Genomic DNA, 17,028 nt, shown 5'->3' with positions numbered 1-17,028 from the left:
TTTTGTGGGAACCAGCAGCGACGTGCCCGCTCTGCGCCGGGGGCTGGCCGTGCTGCGCCTGCTGGCGGGCAAGGCCGGTCCGGTCGCCGCGGCGACCGTCGCGCGGGATCTCGGGCTGCCCCGGTCCACGACCTACCACCTGCTCGCCGAGCTGGTCGACGCCGGTTTCGTCACCCACCTGCCCGAGGAGCGCCGCTACGCGCTGGGCTTGGGCGCCTTCGAGCTGGGATCGGCGTACCTGCGCCACGACCCGCTGGAACGGCTGGCCCGGCCGGTGCTGGCCCGGCTGATCGCGCGCACCGGGCACACCGCGCACCTGGGGGTGCTGCACGGGCGCGAGGCGCTGTACCTGCTGCGGGAGCAGCCCCCGCACGCCGGGACCGTGGTCACCGACGTCGGCGTCCGGCTGCCCGCGCACCTGCCCGCCTCCGGCCGCGCGATCCTGGCCCGCCTGCCCGCGCCCCAGGTCCGGGCCCTGTTCCCGAACCGGGCGGCGTTCGTCGACCGCACCGGCCGCGGCCCCCGCCACCTCCCGGCCCTGCGCACCCTGCTGGCCGGGGAGCGCCGCCGCGGCTGGTCGGTGGAGGACGGCTACGTCACCCCCGGCTTCGCCTCCGTCGCCGCCCCCGTCCTCGACCACGCCGGACACCCCATCGCCGCCATCAGCACGACCTTCCGCCACGACGGCCCCCGCCCCTGCGGCCAACTCTGGCCCGACCTGGCCACGGAGACGATCCGCGCGGCGGCCGAGCTGAGCGGGCGCATCGGCGGCCGGGGCCTGGCAGGCTGACCCCGCCAGGACCGTGGCTTTCCGCTCGTCGCGCGGCCCTGCTCCTCGCCGCTGGCCGCAGGCCTGGTCACCGCAGCCGAACGCAGGCCCGGTCGCCGCAGCCCGACACGGACCCGGTCACCGCAGCCGAACAGGTCCGGCCGCCGCAGCCGACACAGGGTCCAGTCGCCGCACGGAACACAGGGCCCGGTCGCCGCCGCCGGACGTAGGTCTAGTCGGGCCGTTTGGGCTGGGGCGGGTACAGCAGGGGTCGCAGCACGGCGTCCCAGCGGGCCAGTTCCGCCACCTGCTCGCGCAGGGCCCGGCGGTCGGACAGGTGGCACACGGCGAGCGCCACGGCGGCGAGCGCGACGGCGGCGGCGCAGTACCCCGCCACCACCGCGACAGCCCGCCCGGTCACCTCGCCCGCGGACAGCGCGAGCACCACACCCGTGACGCCCAGGGCGAGCACGCCACCGAGCGTGCCGAGGACAACGACGGGGAACGGGAGCCCGTGCCTCCCCGAGGTGAGCCACTGCCACCAGGTGCGGCGGGTCCGCGCCTCCACCACCGCCCGGATCTCCGCCAATGCGAGGTACACCGATTCCGCCTGCCGCCGCCCGGCGAAGTCCAGCGACCGTCGCCGGTCCGCGGTGAGCCGCTCGTGCAGCCGGGCAGCGGCCCTGCGGAAGGTGAACGGGTCCGGGGTGACCGGGGGCGGCCACGCGGTGTCCCGCGGCGACAGCCGCCGGATCAGGCGCTGGACGTACCAGCCGAAACCGACGCAGACGCCGACGATCAGCAGGGCCTTGAACTCCGCGCTGGGATCGAGGACGTCGAAGAGCAGTTTCACCGACCAGATCACGGCCACCGCGAGCAGGAGCACCGCCAGGGGCCAGCTGCGGCTCAGGTTCTTCCGCATCGACCGCTCCTGGTCCCGCTTGGTCACCATGCCCAGCCGTGGGCTGACGAGCGTCATCAGCACGGTGAAGGCGGTGAGGACGGCGAGCACCACGGTCGTGATCCAGCCCGCCGCCGCGAACGCCCGCCACCACGCGGGCGTCGGTGGCGCCAAGGCCAGCAGTGGGGGAAGACCTCCGAACACCAGACCCGCGGCCATGGCGCTCAGGGCCAGCCGCAGGCGCGGGCGCGACGGCAGGTCGCCGGTCGGTTCCGCGACCGTGACGGGCACCTCGCCCGCGGCGCCGGTCCGCTCGACCGCGGTGATCAGCTCGGCGATGTCGGACGGGTAGTGGGTGAAGCGGAGAACTGTGGACTGGATGAGGGTCACCGCGGCGATGTCGGCGGGCACCTCGCCGTACTCGGGGTTGCGCGCGGGCACCAGCAGGACCGGGATCACCGTCTTGCCCTCGCGCAGGGCGGTCAGCAGCTCGTGGTGGACCCAGTCCTTGTGCCGCTCGGCGGTGAAGTCGCCGACCCAGCCGTCGTGGATGACGGCGACCACGACCGCGCTGGCCGCCAGCGCGTCTTCCAGCTCGTCGGGGTACCGATCGCCCACGGACAGGCGGGTGTCGATGAAGACCTGGTCGTGGCCGAAGTGCAGGGCCAGGCTGTTGGCGATCGCGGCCGCTTCGACTAGTGCCCCCGCGCGCCGGTAGCTGACGAACACCGTGCCCATGGCCTGCCTTCCGCGGGCGTCAAAGAGAACACCGGACCGGCTGGGGTCAGCCGGTCCGGTGTTCGGGGCGTCAGAGGCCGACCGAGGCCAGCCAGTCCTTGGCGACCTTGGCGGCGTCGGGCTTGTCCGGCGCGTTGAGCTTGGTGTTCAGCTCGATCAGGGCCTCGGTGGTGAGCTTGGCCGAGATGGCGTTGAGGACCTCGGTCACCTCCGGGGTCGCCTTGCTCTTGTTGATCAGCGGGACGACGTTCTGGGCGGCGAAGTTGGCCTTCGGGTCCTCCAGCACGACGAAGTCGTTCGCGGTGATGGCGGGGTCGGTGGTGAACAGGTCCGCGGCGGTGACGGCGCCGGACTTCAGGGCGTCGACGGTCAGCGGGCCGCCGACGTCGAGGGACTTGTACTCCTTGATCTTCAGGCCGTACTTGTCCTGCAGGCCCGGAATGCCGTCCGCGCGCTTCTGGAACTCCGGGGGCCCGCCGAAGATCACGTCGGGGCTCTTGGCCAGGTCCTCAATGGACTTCAGGCCCATCTTGTCCGCCATGGCGCGGGTGACGACCACGGCGTCTTTGTTCTCCGCCGCCGACTTGTCCAGCACCGTCAGGTCCTCGGGCAGCGCGGCCTGCAGCCCGGAGTAGACCTCGTCGGACGCGCTGACGGCGGCGGTGCTCTCGAGGTGGACCAGCAGGACGCCGGTGTACTCCGGGATCAGGTCGATGGAGCCGTCCTGCACGCCGGGGAAGTAGGTCTCGCGGCTGCCGATGTTGAGCTTGCGGGTGACCGTGATCCCCTTGGCCTCCAGCGCCGCGGCGTACATCTCGGCGAGCAGGGTGCTCTCGGGGAAGTTCGCCGAGCCGACGGTGATCGTGCCCGCCGCGGCGGGGGCGCCGTCCGTGGTGGTGGCGGGGTTCGACAGCGGGTCGGACGAGCCGCCGCAGGCGGTCAGCGTCATGGCCGTCACCGCCACCAGCCCGGCGAGTGCGCGCTTCATGGGAGATCTCCTCTGATGGTTGCTTTCCTCGCCCGGGGCGAGCCGGTCGCGCGCAGACCTGGTGAGACCACCAGCCACTGCACGCCGGTCAGGGTCAGCTCGACCAGGACGGCCAGCGCCGCGATGAGCACGGCGCCGCCCGCCATCTGGTCGAACTCGCGGAAGGCGTAGCCGTCGATGACGAAGCGGCCGAGGCCGCCGAGGGACACGAACGCGGCGATGCTCGCGGTGGCGATCACCTGCAGGCTCGCCGTCCGCAGGGCACCGAGCACCAGCGGCAGGGCGTTGGGCAGCTCCACGCGCAGCAGCACGCCGCGCTCGCGCATCCCCATGCCGCGGGCGGCGTCCACAACGGACCTGTCGACGTTGTTGATGCCCGCGTACGTGCCCGCCAGCAGCGGCGGGATCGCGATGAGCACCAGCGCGATGGTCAGCGCCTCCTCCGCCAGCAGCACGCCCATCGCCAGCACCAGCAGGATCAGCAGGCCCAGCTCGGGCAGCGCGCGGAAGGAGTTGACGAAGCCGACGACGAAGGTGACGCCGCGGTTGGTGTGCCCGATGTAGGCGCCGAGCGGGACCGCGATCAGCGCGGCGATCGCGACGGCGACGGCGGTGTAGCGCAGGTGCTCGATCAGGCGCTGCGGGATGCCGGGCGCGCCGAAGGTGGTCGTCCAGTTCGCCGGGTCGCCCAGCCAGGCGAAGAGCTGCTCGAAGACGTTCACGCGCGCTCCCTCGTCCACGGGGTCAGCGCCCGCCCGAGCAGCGCCAGCAGGGCGTCGATGATGAGCGCCAGCAGCAGGATCAGCAGGATTCCCGCGATGATCTCGGCGTAGTTGGTGCGCTGGAAGCCCTCGGTGAGGAACGCGCCTAGCCCGCCGACGCCGATCAGCGCGCCCACGCTGACCAGGCTGATGTTCGACACCGCCGCGACCCGCACGCCCGCGATGAGCACCGGCACCGCCAGGGGCAGCTCCACGGCGAAGAACCGGCCCGCGCCGCGGTAGCCCATCGCGGTGGCCGCCGCGGTGACCGACTCCGGCACCGCGCCGAGCGCGTCGGCGACCGAGCGGACCAGCAGCGCCACCGTGTAGACGGTGAGCGCGACCTGCACGTTGAGCGGGTCGAGGATCTGGGTGCCGATGATCAGCGGCATCATCACGAACAGCGCCAGCGACGGGATCGTGTACAGCAGGCCCGAGACCGGCACCAGCACCAGCCGCGCGGCCTTCCAGCGCGCGGCGGCCCAGCCCAGCGGCAGCGAGATCAGCAGCCCGGCGACGACCGGCACCAGCGCCAGCCATAGGTGGGTGAGACTGACCCTGCCGAGGTCGCCGAGGTGCTCGACGACCCAGGTCACGTCGGGACCTCGCCGGAGCGGCGGGCGGCGGCCAGCGCCGCGATGACGCTGGAGGCGTCCACCCCGCCCACCACCGCGCCGGAGGCGTCGACGGCGATCCCCCACGCCGACGGCGAGCTCAGCGCCGCGTCGAGGGCGTTGCGCAGCGACCCGGACGGCCCGGCGGACTCGGCGTCCACTTCGTACAGCGACCCGCCGGACACCAGCCCGTCGGCGGTCACTTCACCATCCATTGTGGACAGCATATCCGAGGAAACCCAGCCGAGCGGCCGGTTCTGCGCGTCGACCACCACCGCCCAGCCCGACTGCGACAGCCGCGCCCGCGCCTTGGCCACCGGGGTGCCCACCGGCACGACCGAGACCGGGCCGAGCGGAACGCCGTGCGCGGACAGGAACCCGAGCCCGCGGTAGCCGCGGTCGCGGCCGACGAACGAGGCGACGAAGTCGTCGTGCGGGGAGGCCAGCAGCGCCGCCGGGGTGTCGAACTGGGCCAGCCGCCCGCCGACGCGCAGCACGGCCACCCTGTCGCCGAGCTTGACCGCCTCGTCGATGTCGTGGGTGACGAAGACGATGGTCTTGCCCAGCTCGGACTGCAGGCGCAGCAACTCGTCCTGCAGGTCCTCGCGGACGATCGGGTCCACGGCGCTGAAGGGCTCGTCCATCAGCAGCACCGGCGGGTCCGCGGCCAGCGCGCGGGCCACGCCCACCCGCTGCTGCTGCCCGCCGGAGAGCTGCTTGGGGTAGCGCTTGCCCATCTCCGCGGGCAGCCCGACGGTTTCGAGCAGCTCGACGGCGCGGGCCCGCGCGGCGCGGCGGGTGGCGCCGGTCAGCAGCGGCACCGTGGCGATGTTGTCCACGACCGTGCGGTGCGGGAACAGCCCGGCGTGCTGGATGACGTAGCCGATCCCCCGGCGCAGCAGCGCGGGGTCCTGGCCGAGGACGTCGACGCCCGCCAGCCGGATCGTGCCCGCGGTGGGGTCGATCATCCGGTTGATCATGCGAAGGGAAGTGGTCTTCCCGCACCCCGAGGGTCCGACCAGGACGGTGACCTGGCCTTCCGCGGCGGTCAGGGTCAGCTCGTCGACCGCGACCGTGCCATCCGGGTAGCGTTTGGACACGGCTTGGAACTCGATCACCCGGGCCCCTCGGGTCGGGACGGCACCTTGCCGGCCGTGCACGCGACGACCGACCCTAACGTGTGCCTGTGACAGCGGCAGCGTTTCCCAGCCCTTGATCGGCCGTCCGGGTCAATCGCCCTAAGCTCGCCGGGTGTCGCTTACCGAGTTCCTGTCCTCCCGGGGCGTGCACGCCCGCGCGCTGCGTCCGATCATCGGACTGCTCGGCGAGGACTGGCAGCCACTCGACGCCCTGGTCCGGGCCGCCGCCGTCCCGCGGCGCACGGTGGAGGAACTGCTGGCCGCCGCCGGGGACGACGTCCAGCAGCGCGACCGCACTTGGCGCCTGCGCGCCCCGGTGCCCGCCCCCGCTCCCCCCGAGCCGCTGGACGCCCTGGCCGGCTACCTCGACGGCGTCCCCCGCCCCCTGCGCGCCCTCGACCACGTCCAGGCCGACCTCGCGACCCTGGAGCGCCGCGCCCGGTGGCTCGACGAGACCTACGAACTCGACGGCGCGCACCTGGTGTGCGTCGGCGACCACGACCTGACCGCGCTGGCCGCGTGCACCGCCCGCCCGTCGCTCACGGCAACCGTCATCGATGTCGACGAGCGCCTGCTGGAGTACATCGACAAGACCGCGACCGCCCGGGGCCTGAACGTGCGCTGCCTGCACGCCGACCTCCGCTTCGGCCTGCCGCCCTCGGTCGAGGACACCGCCGACCTGGTCTTCACCGACCCGCCGTACACCCCCGAGGGCATGCGCCTGTTCCTGGCCCGCGGCGTGCAGGCCCTGCGCGGCGACGGCCGCATCGCCGCCGCCTACGGCTACAGCGACCGCGCGCCCGCCCTCGGCCTGCGCGTGCAGCGCGAGATCATCGGCCTCGGCCTGGCCATCGAGGCGGTCCTGCCCGCCTTCCACCGCTACCACGGCGCCCAGGCCGTCGGCAGCGCCGCGGACCTCTATGTCCTGCAGCCCACCGGCAACTCCGCCCAGCAGGCAGCGGCGGCCGTCCGCGCGTCCACCACCGCGATCTACACCCACGGCCCGCAGTCGGTGGAGTCCACCGCGACCGCCGGGGACGCCGTGGCCGCCCTGCTGCGCCTCTCCGGCGCGGGCGCCGTCACCCCGCCCGGCTGGTCGGAGCCGCTGCGCGCGGAACCGCTGGCCATCGACCTCGCCGCCGACCCGGGGCCCTGGCTGGCCCGCACCCTCCTGGCCGCCCCCCGCACGCCGGTGGCCGCCCTCGTCCCCAACAACCACCCCGACATCGCCGACCAGGCCGGTCAGCAGGCCCTGGCCGCCCTCATCGGCGCCAAGTTCCGGCTGACGTTCCACCGCAGCGTCCCCGACGGCAAGCACGCCATCGTCACCGCGACCCCGATCCGCGCCGAGGGCGTCGCCGCCGCGCTGCTGGAGCGCCCCCACGGCACGCTGGCCAACATCTGGCGCGAGGCGCTCATCCGGCACTCCGGGGGCGCCCTGACCAAGCGCGAGGCGCGCGCCGAGGTCGCCGAGCGGGCCCCGGACCTGGTCGGGGAACGCCTGGTCGACCTCCCCCGCCACCGCGTCGCCGCCCTGCTCGCCGCGGCTGCGCGGTGACAGCCGGATGACAACGCGCCCTCAGGCTGATTCCCTCAGGCCGCTTCCCCTCAGGCCGATTCGATGTGCCGCTTGAGGTTGTGCAGGGTCAGCGCGATGTTGGCCTTGTTCAGCCCCACCCGGTCCGGCTCGCCGGTGATCATGATGGCGAACGGGATGAACCACGACGGCACCTGCAGGTAGTTGCTCTCGGTCACCCGGCACCCGTCGGGGGTCTCCTCGACCTCGTACTCCCACCGCGAGATCGGGGTGCGGAACGGGGTGTGCACCGAGTAGGCGAAGCGGCGGCCCGCCTCGAAATCGGTGACGCTGCAGATCGTCGTCCAGCGGCGCCAGCCGTTGCGGTTGGCGCCCGCGAACCGCGCGCCCACCACGGGCTCGGTGGCGCCATCGAGCCAGCGCGCGCTGACCAGTTCGGAGGCGAAGTCGGCCATGACGACCGGGTTGCTGACATAGGCGAAGACCTCCGACGCCGGGGCGTCGATCGTCACCGTGCCACGGGCGGTCGGCTCAACAGCGATAGCAGTCATGTCAAGATCACACCAGCGGGGAGGACAACCGACAACCTCGGGCGTGACCGACCCCGCAACTCGTTACCGACGCTCAAGCGCCGTTGGGAATCCTTAACGGTCCCTGCTTGAGAAGTTCACGGAACCGGGGCGCGGGCAGCGGCCGCGACAGCAGCCAGCCCTGGTAGGCGTCGACGCCGACCCCGCGCAGCACGTGGAACTGCGTGGCGTTCTCCACGCCCTCGGCGACGCAGCGCCTGCCCATCGCGCGGGCCATGTCGACCAAGGCGCGGGCGACGGCGAAATCCGAGGCGTCGGTGGCCACGCCGGAGACGAACCGGCGGTCGATCTTGATGATCTGCGCGGGCAGCTCCTTGAGCCGCGCCAGCGAGGAGTAGCCGGTGCCGAAGTCGTCCACGGCGAAGCGCACGCCCTTCTCGACCAGCTCGTCCATCGCCTCGCGGCTGCGCGAGGGCAGATCGATCAGGCTGGTCTCGACCAGCTCCAGCACCACCCGGTCCCAGGAGATCCCGGTCGCGGCCACCGTGGCGGTGACGGTGTCGACGAACTCCGGGTCGCCGGGCACCAGGCCGCCGAGGTTGACCGCGATGCCGACCCCGCCGCCCAGCGTGCCGCCCGCCAGCTGCGGCCAGTCGGCGGCCTCGGTGAACGCGGTGCGCAGCACCCAGCGGTCCAGCTCGCCGAGCAGGTCGCCCTGCTCGGCCACCGGCAGGAACTCGCCGGGCATGAGCAGGCCGCGCTCGGGGTGCGGCCAGCGCACCAGCGCCTCGGCGGAGAGCACCGTGCCATCAGAGCCGACCACCGGCTGGTAGTGCAGCACGAGCTGGTCGTTGGCGATGGCCTCGCGCAGCTGGCCCTCCAGCATCATCTGGCTGTTGGCCGAGGCGATCAGCGCCGCGCTGGCCAGCGACACCCGCCCGGTGCCGCGCGCCTTCGCCGCGAACATGGCCGCGTCGGCGTAGCGCAGCAGGTCGGCGCCGCTGGTCTCCGGGCCGCTGGGCACCGCGGCGCCGATGCACGCCGAGACCCGCAGCAGCTGCCCGCGCACCGGCACGGCCGTGCGCAGCAGGCCCGCGGCGGTGTTGGCCAGCGCCTCCACCCCGCCCGCCTCGGCGACGTCGGAGCAGATCACCACGTACTCGTCGCCGGACATCCGCGCCACCGTGCACGACGGCGGCAGCCCGCGCTCCAGGCGCCGGGCCAGCGCGGTGATCAGCTCGTCGCCGACGTCGTGGCCGAGGGAGTCGTTGACCCGCTTGAAGTTGTCGACGTCGCAGAACAGCAGGGCGATGCGGTCGCAGTCGCGCCCGCCGAGCAGCTTGCCCAGCAGCTCCTTGACCGCCGCGCGCCCCGGCAGGCCGGTCAGCTCGTCGTGGGTGGCCTGGTAGCGCAGCCGTTCGGCGGCCCTGCGCCGGTCGGTGACGTCGGCGAAGACGACCAGCCAGAACCGCTGCCCGTCGTCGGAGACCGACACCGTGGAGGTCAGCTCGCAGTAGACGGGCTTGCCCGCGGCGGCCATCAGCACGCACTGGCCGCTCTGGAAGGCGCGCCCGCGGCGGTACTCGCGGTCGTCGGGGTGGCTGAGCTGGTCGGCGGTCAGCCCGCGCAGCCGGTCGAGGTCGGTGCCCAGCAGGGTGCACAGCGCCTCGTTGGCGTCGACCAGCCTGCCCTCGTCGTCGAACAGGCCGATGCCGACCGGGGTGATGGCCACCAGGTCGGTGAAGCGCTTGCTGGAGCGCTGCATGCGGGTCTCGGTCGAGCGCTGCTCGGTGACGTCCTGCGCGGTGCCGATCATCACGCGCGGGTCGCCGTCGGGCCCGGCCGCCTCGCCGCGGATGCGGAACACGCGGCGCTTGCCGTCCGGGCGGATGACCCGGTGCTCGCACTCGACGGGCCGGTGCGTGCTCGCCAGCTCCTGCCAGCGCTGGTCCACCCACCCGCGGTCGTCGGGGTGCACGAGGTCGAGGTAGTCGGCGTAGCAGATGCGCGTGCCCGGCTCGACGCCGCCGAGCTCGTAGAGCATCGAGGACCACAGGCACTCGTTGGTCTCGGTGTTCCACTCCCACGTGCCGAGCCGCGCCACCCGCTGCGCCTCGCGGAACAGCCTGCTCTCCTGGCTCAGCTGCCGTTCCAGGCGCCGGACCTTGGTGACGTCCTGCACGGTGCCGTGGATGCGCTCGGCCCCGCTGACCTGGTCGCGGCCCGTGCGGGCGCGCAGCAGGTAGACCCGGTCGCCGGTCATGTCGCGCAGCTCGGCCTCGACGGGCTGGGTGGAGCGGTGACCCGCGAGCCGGGCGCGGAACTCGGCGAGCCGGTCCCGGTCCTGCGGGTGCACCATGTCGATCAGCTCGTCGAGGGTGACCTCGCCGGTCAGCCCCACCAGCGTGCGCAGCCCGTCGGAGAGGTACAGGTGGCCGGAGTCCAAATCCAGCATCCACGACCCGATCCGGGAGATGCGCTGGGCCTCGAGCAGGAGTGCGCGCTCGGCCGCCGGGGCGTCGTCGTAGTCGACGACGACGGGCGAGACCACCTCAGGGGTCACATCGCCCGCGAAACCGCCGGTCGGGCGCCCGGCCCTGGGCAGCCCGCCGCGCACGACATGCTCGGCCACGGCGCGATCCCTCCACCCTACGAGTTGGCGGGTGGGGCACCGCTGCCGAGCATCCCGCCTGCCTCAGGCTACCCCGTCCTCCTTCGCCGCCCGCGCGACCGCCGCGGCCACCTCGGGCGCGACCCGCGGGTCGAGGGCGCTGGGAACGATCCTGTCGGCGGCCAGGTCCTCCTCGGCGACGGCCAGGATCGCCTCCGCCGCGGCGAGCTTCATCCGCTCGGTGATGCGCCGCGCGCCGGAGTCCAGGGCGCCGCGGAAGATGCCGGGGAAGGCCAGCACGTTGTTGATCTGGTTCGGGAAGTCGCTGCGGCCGGTCGCCACGATCGCGGCGTGCCGGGCGGCCACCTCCGGGTGAATCTCGGGGTCGGGGTTGGACAGCGCGAAGACGATCGGGTCCGGCGACATGGCGCCGACCAGCTCGACGGGCAGCTTGCCCGCGGAGAGCCCGACGAAGACGTCGGCGCCGTCGAGGGCCTCGGCCTGGCCGCCGCGCAGACCGGCCTTGTTGGTCACCCCGGCCATCTCGACCTTGATGGAGTTCAGCCCGTCGCGGTCGGCGTGCACGATGCCCTTGGAGTCGAGCAGGGTGATGTCGCCGACGCCCGCGGCGAGCAGGATCTTCGCGCAGGCCACGCCCGCGGCCCCCGCCCCGGCGATGACCACCCGCTGGTCGCCCAGGTCTCGGTTGAGGACCTTGTTGGCCCCGCGCAGGGCGGCCAGCAGCACGATCGCGGTGCCGTGCTGGTCGTCGTGCATGACCGGGCAGTCCAGCGCCTCGATGAGCTTGGCCTCCAGCTCGAAGCAGCGCGGCGCGGAGACGTCCTCGAGGTTGACCGCGCCGAAGGAGGGCCGCAGCCGCACCAGGGTCTCGACGATCTCGTCGACGTCGGTGGTGTTGAGCACGAGGGGGATGGCGTCCAAGCCGCCGAAGGTCTTGAACAGCGCGGCCTTGCCCTCCATGACCGGCAGCGACGCGGCGGCGCCGATGTCACCCAGGCCCAGCACGGCGGTGCCGTCGGAGACCACGGCCACCAGGCGCGATGCCCACGTGTAGCGGGCGGCGAGCGCGGGGTCGCGGGCGATGGCGCTGCTCACCTTGGCCACCCCGGGGGTGTAGGCGATCGCCAGCGAGCGCGGGTCGGCGAGGGGCTTGGTCACCGCGACACCGAGCTTGCCGCCCTCGTGCGCGGTGAAGATCTCCTCGTCGGTGATGGGTGCGGTCACGATGTCCTCGTTCAGTGCGGTCATTGGCGTCCCTCCTGATCGCGCGCTTGGTCCCTGGCTGCACAGCGCGGAAACGGGGTGTCGCCGGAAGGTAACCCTCAGTCCTGACACGAGGCTGGCGTGGTCACCGAACGGCGGAGATGGAACAACTTCAGCCCTGGGGTGTGGGCCGGTGGCACTGACGCCCGGGGGCGCCGCGGTCTGCACAGTGTGGCAGTCCGAATCGGGGATGTCTGCGGCGGGGATCACATATTCGACAGCTTTCTCGCAGGTCAGAGGCAGTTTCTCAAGACGTCCGTCCGGTTTGCGAGTGGTGGTTAACATATTCGGAGCGTGACCGGTTGATCGGATCAGTACGCTGCCCGGCGTGCACGCACGTGAACTCGCAGTCCCCGGCGCGTTTGAATTCACCCCGCGCTCCTTCCCCGACGACCGCGGGGTGTTCGTGTCCCCGTACCAAGGCGACGCCCTGTTCGAGGCGGTCGGGCACCGGATGCCGGTGGCCCAGACCAACCACAGCGTCTCCCGGCGCGGCACCATCCGCGGCGTGCATTTCGCTGATGTGCCGCCGTCGCAGGCGAAGTACGTCTACTGCCCGCGGGGGGCGCTGCTCGACGTCGTCGTCGACATCCGGGTCGGGTCGCCGACGTTCGGGCAGTGGGACGCGGTGCGCCTGGACGCGGTGGACTTCCGGGCGGTGTACGTGCCCGAGGGCGTCGGGCACGGGTTCATCGCCCTGGAAGACGACACCTGCATGAACTATCTGTGCTCCACGCCGTACAACCCCCCTTCCGAGCGCGGGATCAACCCGATGGACCCGGCGCTGGAGCTGCCGTGGCCCGCGGAGATCCCGCCTTTGCTGTCGCCGAAGGACTTGTCGGCTCCCACTTTGGCCGAGGCCGCGGCCGCGGGCATCTTGCCGACGTACTCGGATTGCCTGGCGTACTACGAGAAGTTGCGCTCTTAGAGCCGCCGGGGCCGCGGCCACAGCCGCCAGCGCACGATCGCGTGCACTGTGGCCGGTCCCAGCTCGCGCGAGTCCGTCGAGCCGAACCGGTTGTCCCCGGCGACGTGCCAGCCGCCGCGCTCGGCCCGCACGGCCCGCTTGACGCTGAGCTGACGCGGTCGCTGCGGCCACGAGACGAGCACGACGTCCCCCGGCCGGGGCACGCCCCGGACGGCGAGCACCGTGTCCCCGTCGGCCAGCGTCGGCGCCATGGAGGGCCCGCGCACCCTGACCCGGCGCGCGGGCATGTGGCCCATCGGTCGCAATCGATCACCTCCACCTGCCCCACCAGCATGCCGGGAGTAGGGTCGGACGCGTCGGAGCATCCCCGTAAGCCATGGAGGAACAATGCGACTCCTGTCGCGCATCTTCTCCCCGCGCCTGGAGGCCACCGCGCACTGCGACCTCCCCTGCGGCGTCTATGACCCAGCCCAGGCCCGCATCGAGGCCGAGTCGATCAAGGCGATCCAGGAGAAGTACCAGCAGAACGAGGACCCGGAGTTCCGCACCCGGGCCATCGGCATCTGCGAGCAGCGCAGCGAGCTGGTCAAGCACCACCTCTGGGTGCTCTGGACCGACTACTTCAAGCCGCCGCACTTCGAGAAGTACCCCAACCTGCACGACCTGTTCAACCGCGCCACCAAGGCAGCGGGCGCCTCGGGCACCAAGGGCTCGATGAACCCGGACACCGGCACCACCCTGCTCGACCTGATCGCGGAGATTGACAAGATCTTCTGGGAGACCAAGCAGGGCTGAGCCAGACGTCTCTGGAACGGCGCCGACCTTACGGGGTTGGCGCCGTTTTCTGTTCTGGGGAGACGCGGATGGTGATGGTGGCGGTGACGACCTCGACGCCGGAGGTGTCGCGGATCGATACCGGGACGGGGATGTCGGTGGGTTCTGAGGAGAACTCGGGGAGGCCGTCGAGGCGGGCGACGGCGTGTAGGGCGGTGCGGGCCTTGGCCGTGTAGGTGACCGTCATGCCCTTGGGAATCCAGCGGTGGGTGGTGGGGACGGTGGCCTCGGCGAGCATTCCCATGGCGATCTCGGCCAGGTTGCAGGCGGCGATGGCGTGGAAGGTGCGCAGGTGGTTGTGCACGCCCCACCACTTCGGGGCGCGGACCTCGCAGTGGCCTGGGCGCAGGGCCACGACCGTGGGGAGGATGGTGCCGAAGTACGGCACGCGCAGGACCATGCCCGCGGAGAACAGGCGGTTGCCCAGAGGCAGGCTCGAGAGGCGCTGCCAGAGGCGGTAGGTCGGGGTCACGAGGCGATAAGCTACCGGCGGGTAACAAGTACGGCAAGGCCGGTCGGCATAAGATCGGCGCCATGGTCGTCTACCTGCTCCGACATGGCGAGACCGAGTGGTCGGCGAACGGCAGGCACACGTCGCGGACCGATCTGCCGTTGACCGAGGCGGGTGAGGTGGGGGCCAAGCGCGCCGGGGAGCGGCTGCGGGCGCTCCTCACGGAGGCGCCGCTGGTGATCAGCAGCCCGCGGCGGCGGGCGACGCACACCGCCGAGCTCGCCGGGCTCACGGTGGACGAGGTCACCGAGGACGTCCGCGAGTGGGACTACGGCGATTACGAAGGGCTCACCACCCCGCAGATCCGCGAGACCGTCCCCGGCTGGACCGTCTGGACCCACCAGTGCCCCCACGGCGAGACCGCCGACGAGGTCACCGCGCGGGCCGACGCCGTCGTCGAGCGGGTGCGCGAGCGCACCGCCGTCATCATCGGCCACGGGCACTTCGGCCGGGCGCTGGCCGCGGCCTGGATCGGTCAGCGCGCGACCTTCGGGGTGCACTTCGCCCTCGCCGCGGGCGGGGTTACCGTCCTGGGCGACGAACGGGGCGTGCCGCAGATCCGCGCGCTCAACCTGACCTGAGGGACGGCGATGATCCGGCGCGTACGGGAGTCCGATGTGGCCGCGGTGGTCACGCTGGTGCACGAGCTGGCCGCCTACGAGCGCGCCCCGCACGAGTGCCACCTGACCGCCGAGCAGCTCCACGGAGCACTGTTCGCCGACAACCCGGCCCTCTACGGCCACGTGGCCGAAGTGGACGGTGAGATCGTCGGCTACGCCTTGTGGTTCCTCAACTTCTCCACCTGGCGCGGCACGCACGGGCTCTACCTCGAAGACCTCTACGTCCGCCAGGAGCTGCGCGGCGCGGGCCTGGGCAGGGCGCTGCTGACGGAGTTGGCGCAGGAGTGCGTCCGCAACGGCTACCAGCGCCTGGAGTGGTGGGTGCTGGACTGGAACGCGCCCGCCATCGGCTTCTACAAGTCCCTCGGCGCCCTGCCGATGGACGAGTGGACCGTCTTCCGCCTCACCGACGGCGCCCTCGCCGACCTCGGCAAGGCTTGATCCTCGGCAGGGCCTAAACCTCGGCAGGGCTAGTCCTCGGCAGGGCCTAAACCTCGGCAGGGCCATCCTCGGCGGAGCCCTGCGCCCACGCCACCGACGGCGGCAGGAACAGCAGCACCAGCGTGATCACGCACACCACCGCGACCGGCACCCCGTACCAGAGCTGCCCGGAGGGGCCGATCACGTACCACGACACCCCCAGCAGGAGCAGCTGCAGGACGATCGCGGGCCCGCGCGCCCAGTGCCTGCCCAGCACCAGCCCCACCCCGCAGGCCAGCACCCCGCCCGCCAGCACCGCGAAGTACCCCGCCTGCCCGTAGACGTTGTTGCCCGCCGACGAGGACCCGGACAGCGCCCTGATCAACAGCAGCACGGCGAAGACGATGCCGAACGCGCCCTGGAGGGACACCAGCAGCCCCGCGCCGAGGACGGTCGAGGGAGACGGCGAGCGCACGGGGGGCCTTCCGGGAGGTGGTCTGCCGCACGTGATGACGGTGCGTGCACGAAACTCGATCGTATGCCACCCGGACGGCCGGTCGTCGGGGGGCAACGGGAGGTAGATGATTCAACGGTCAAGTTCCTCGTGGATCGACGAGCAGACGGTCGTCTGGGTGCACTCGCCGATCGAGGGTTCGGCGACGGGAAGGAGCGGGTAAGCCTCCAGCATGACTCCACTCGTTCCGGTGGGCCTGCGGCGCGGCGGCTCGACCGGCTGGCTTACTCTGCGGTAATGCGCGCCGTGCTGGTGGTGAACCCGCACGCGACCGCCACCACCTCGGCCGGTCGCGACGTGCTGGCGCGTGCCCTGGCCAGCCAGGTCAAGCTCGACGTGATCGAGACCGACTACCGCGGCCACGCCTTGGCGGCTGCGGCGCAGGCGCGGGCCGACGGGGTGGACCTCGTCGTCGCGCACGGTGGCGACGGCACGGTCAACGAGGTCGTCAACGGCCTGCTCCAGGAAGGCCCAGGCGCGGCGACGATGCTGGGCGTGGTCCCCGGCGGGTCGGCGAATGTCTTCGCGCGCGCGCTCGGGCTCCCGCGCGACCCGGTGGAAGCGACCCACCAGCTGCTCACCGCGCTGCAGGCGGGCCGCAGCCGCGCTGTCGGACTGGGCCGGGTCGACGCGTCGAACACCAGCCGCTGGTTCACCTTCAACGCGGGCATGGGCTGGGACGCCGACGTTGTCGCCGACGTCGACCGCAAGCGCGGCAAGCGCACCGGCCCCGGTCTCTACGCGCGCACCGCGCTGGCCAGGTACTTCACCGACGAGCGCGCCGAGCTGACGATCAAGCTGCCGGGCGAGGACCCCATCGAGGCCCTGCGCCTGGTGTTCATCTCCAACACCGACCCCTGGACCTATCTCGGCCCCCGGCCGGTGCGGCTCAACCCGGACGCGAGCTTCGACGACGGCCTGGGCGTGTTCGCCCTGAAGTCCCTCGCCCTGCCGACCGTCCTGCGCCACGTCCGCCAGGCCCTGAGCGCCTCCGGGGTGCGCAGGGGCCGCGCGCTGGTGCGCCGCGACGACGTGGACAGCGTGCTGGTCAGCGCCCGAAACCCGGTCCGACTTCAGTGTGACGGAGATCTCATCGGAGAGTTCTCCGAGGTAAGTTTCAGCGGGGTGGACCGCGCGGTAACCGTGGCCGCGTGACGGTTGTCCCTGCTGTGGTCGCGAACTGACCCGGCCGAGACCTGATCGTTGCACAGCGGAGCCGATACATCCGGACGTCGATCTTTCGGGTGAGTTCACTCACCTGGTCGGGACGACCTCTTGACATCCCGCCAGTTCGTGAAAGCATTCACAAGCACCCCGACGACCGGATGA

General features: G+C 72.2%; 18 protein-coding genes. 7 read left to right on the top strand and 11 right to left on the bottom strand.

The window, feature by feature from the left end:
- The first annotated feature begins 4 nt into the window (after positions 1-4).
- The gene (locus tag ACTG9Q_RS04715) at positions 5-790 is read left to right on the top strand and encodes an IclR family transcriptional regulator (protein WP_455571360.1); all 786 of its coding nucleotides are present in this window, start codon (positions 5-7) and stop codon (positions 788-790) included.
- A gap of 211 nt (positions 791-1,001) precedes the next feature.
- On the opposite strand, the gene ACTG9Q_RS04710 is transcribed toward ACTG9Q_RS04715, so the two are convergent.
- From ACTG9Q_RS04710 to ACTG9Q_RS04690, 5 genes are all read right to left on the bottom strand, one after another.
- Positions 1,002-2,408, bottom strand: coding sequence for a TIR domain-containing protein (locus tag ACTG9Q_RS04710; RefSeq protein ID WP_455571359.1), 1,407 nt, complete (start codon positions 2,406-2,408; stop codon positions 1,002-1,004).
- A gap of 70 nt (positions 2,409-2,478) precedes the next feature.
- On the bottom strand, positions 2,479-3,396 hold the full coding sequence (locus ACTG9Q_RS04705; protein WP_455571358.1) for a glycine betaine ABC transporter substrate-binding protein: 918 nt from the start codon (positions 3,394-3,396) through the stop codon (positions 2,479-2,481).
- A complete protein-coding gene (locus tag ACTG9Q_RS04700; protein ID WP_455571357.1) occupies positions 3,393-4,118 on the bottom strand; it encodes an ABC transporter permease in 726 nt (241 codons plus the stop codon). The genes ACTG9Q_RS04705 and ACTG9Q_RS04700 overlap by 4 nt, the downstream gene beginning before the upstream one ends.
- Positions 4,115-4,753 carry an ABC transporter permease gene (locus ACTG9Q_RS04695; protein WP_455571356.1) on the bottom strand — a complete coding sequence of 213 codons (639 nt, stop codon included), beginning with the start codon at positions 4,751-4,753 and terminating at the stop codon, positions 4,115-4,117. The genes ACTG9Q_RS04700 and ACTG9Q_RS04695 overlap by 4 nt, the downstream gene beginning before the upstream one ends.
- On the bottom strand, positions 4,750-5,889 hold the full coding sequence (locus ACTG9Q_RS04690) for an ABC transporter ATP-binding protein (protein WP_455571355.1): 1,140 nt from the start codon (positions 5,887-5,889) through the stop codon (positions 4,750-4,752). Before ACTG9Q_RS04690 ends, ACTG9Q_RS04695 begins: the two co-directional genes overlap by 4 nt.
- Positions 5,890-6,022: 133 nt before the next feature.
- On the opposite strand from ACTG9Q_RS04690, the gene ACTG9Q_RS04685 reads away from it, so the two are divergent.
- Complete coding sequence (locus ACTG9Q_RS04685; RefSeq protein WP_455571354.1) at positions 6,023-7,468, top strand: bis-aminopropyl spermidine synthase family protein; 1,446 nt, start codon at positions 6,023-6,025, stop codon at positions 7,466-7,468.
- Positions 7,469-7,518: 50 nt separating this feature from the next.
- Here ACTG9Q_RS04685 and ACTG9Q_RS04680 read toward each other — a convergent pair whose 3' ends face one another.
- From ACTG9Q_RS04680 to ACTG9Q_RS04670, 3 genes are all read right to left on the bottom strand, one after another.
- A complete protein-coding gene (locus ACTG9Q_RS04680; RefSeq protein ID WP_455571353.1) occupies positions 7,519-7,998 on the bottom strand; it encodes an SRPBCC family protein in 480 nt (159 codons plus the stop codon).
- A 73-nt stretch (positions 7,999-8,071) separates the two neighbouring features.
- The gene (locus ACTG9Q_RS04675) at positions 8,072-10,609 is read right to left on the bottom strand and encodes an EAL domain-containing protein (RefSeq protein WP_455571352.1); all 2,538 of its coding nucleotides are present in this window, start codon (positions 10,607-10,609) and stop codon (positions 8,072-8,074) included.
- Positions 10,610-10,672: 63 nt separating this feature from the next.
- Positions 10,673-11,857, bottom strand: a complete 1,185-nt coding sequence (locus ACTG9Q_RS04670; protein WP_455571351.1) for an NAD(P)-dependent malic enzyme — start codon at positions 11,855-11,857, stop codon at positions 10,673-10,675.
- A 343-nt stretch (positions 11,858-12,200) separates the two neighbouring features.
- Between ACTG9Q_RS04670 and rfbC the strand changes: the two genes are divergently transcribed.
- On the top strand, positions 12,201-12,800 hold the full coding sequence (rfbC, locus tag ACTG9Q_RS04665) for a dTDP-4-dehydrorhamnose 3,5-epimerase (protein WP_455571350.1): 600 nt from the start codon (positions 12,201-12,203) through the stop codon (positions 12,798-12,800).
- Here rfbC and ACTG9Q_RS04660 read toward each other — a convergent pair.
- Positions 12,797-13,096: a S26 family signal peptidase gene (locus ACTG9Q_RS04660; protein WP_455571349.1), complete on the bottom strand. Its 300-nt coding sequence runs from the start codon at positions 13,094-13,096 to the stop codon at positions 12,797-12,799. The two genes, rfbC and ACTG9Q_RS04660, sit on opposite strands and share 4 nt — an antisense overlap.
- Positions 13,097-13,187: 91 nt before the next feature.
- Here ACTG9Q_RS04660 and sodN point away from each other — a divergent pair, with 91 nt between their 5' ends.
- On the top strand, positions 13,188-13,595 hold the full coding sequence (sodN, locus tag ACTG9Q_RS04655) for a superoxide dismutase, Ni (protein WP_455571348.1): 408 nt from the start codon (positions 13,188-13,190) through the stop codon (positions 13,593-13,595).
- 28 nt (positions 13,596-13,623) lie between these two features.
- On the opposite strand, the gene ACTG9Q_RS04650 is transcribed toward sodN, so the two are convergent.
- Complete coding sequence (locus tag ACTG9Q_RS04650; RefSeq protein ID WP_455571347.1) at positions 13,624-14,106, bottom strand: hotdog fold domain-containing protein; 483 nt, start codon at positions 14,104-14,106, stop codon at positions 13,624-13,626.
- A 62-nt stretch (positions 14,107-14,168) separates the two neighbouring features.
- Between ACTG9Q_RS04650 and ACTG9Q_RS04645 the strand changes: the two genes are divergently transcribed.
- Both ACTG9Q_RS04645 and ACTG9Q_RS04640 read left to right on the top strand, forming a co-directional pair.
- Positions 14,169-14,726: an acid phosphatase gene (locus ACTG9Q_RS04645; RefSeq protein ID WP_455571346.1), complete on the top strand. Its 558-nt coding sequence runs from the start codon at positions 14,169-14,171 to the stop codon at positions 14,724-14,726.
- A gap of 9 nt (positions 14,727-14,735) precedes the next feature.
- Positions 14,736-15,206, top strand: a complete 471-nt coding sequence (locus tag ACTG9Q_RS04640) for an N-acetyltransferase family protein (RefSeq protein ID WP_455571345.1) — start codon at positions 14,736-14,738, stop codon at positions 15,204-15,206.
- A 46-nt stretch (positions 15,207-15,252) separates the two neighbouring features.
- On the opposite strand, the gene ACTG9Q_RS04635 is transcribed toward ACTG9Q_RS04640, so the two are convergent.
- Positions 15,253-15,660 (bottom strand): hypothetical protein, encoded by a 408-nt coding sequence (locus ACTG9Q_RS04635; protein WP_455571344.1) that lies wholly within the window; start codon positions 15,658-15,660, stop codon positions 15,253-15,255.
- Between the two features lie 276 nt (positions 15,661-15,936).
- Between ACTG9Q_RS04635 and ACTG9Q_RS04630 the strand changes: the two genes are divergently transcribed.
- Positions 15,937-16,854, top strand: a complete 918-nt coding sequence (locus ACTG9Q_RS04630; protein WP_455571343.1) for a diacylglycerol/lipid kinase family protein — start codon at positions 15,937-15,939, stop codon at positions 16,852-16,854.
- Positions 16,855-17,028 lie beyond the last annotated feature (174 nt).

This window comes from Actinokineospora lacus, assembly GCF_053813445.1.
This window is presented reverse-complemented; position numbering and strand designations above follow the sequence as displayed.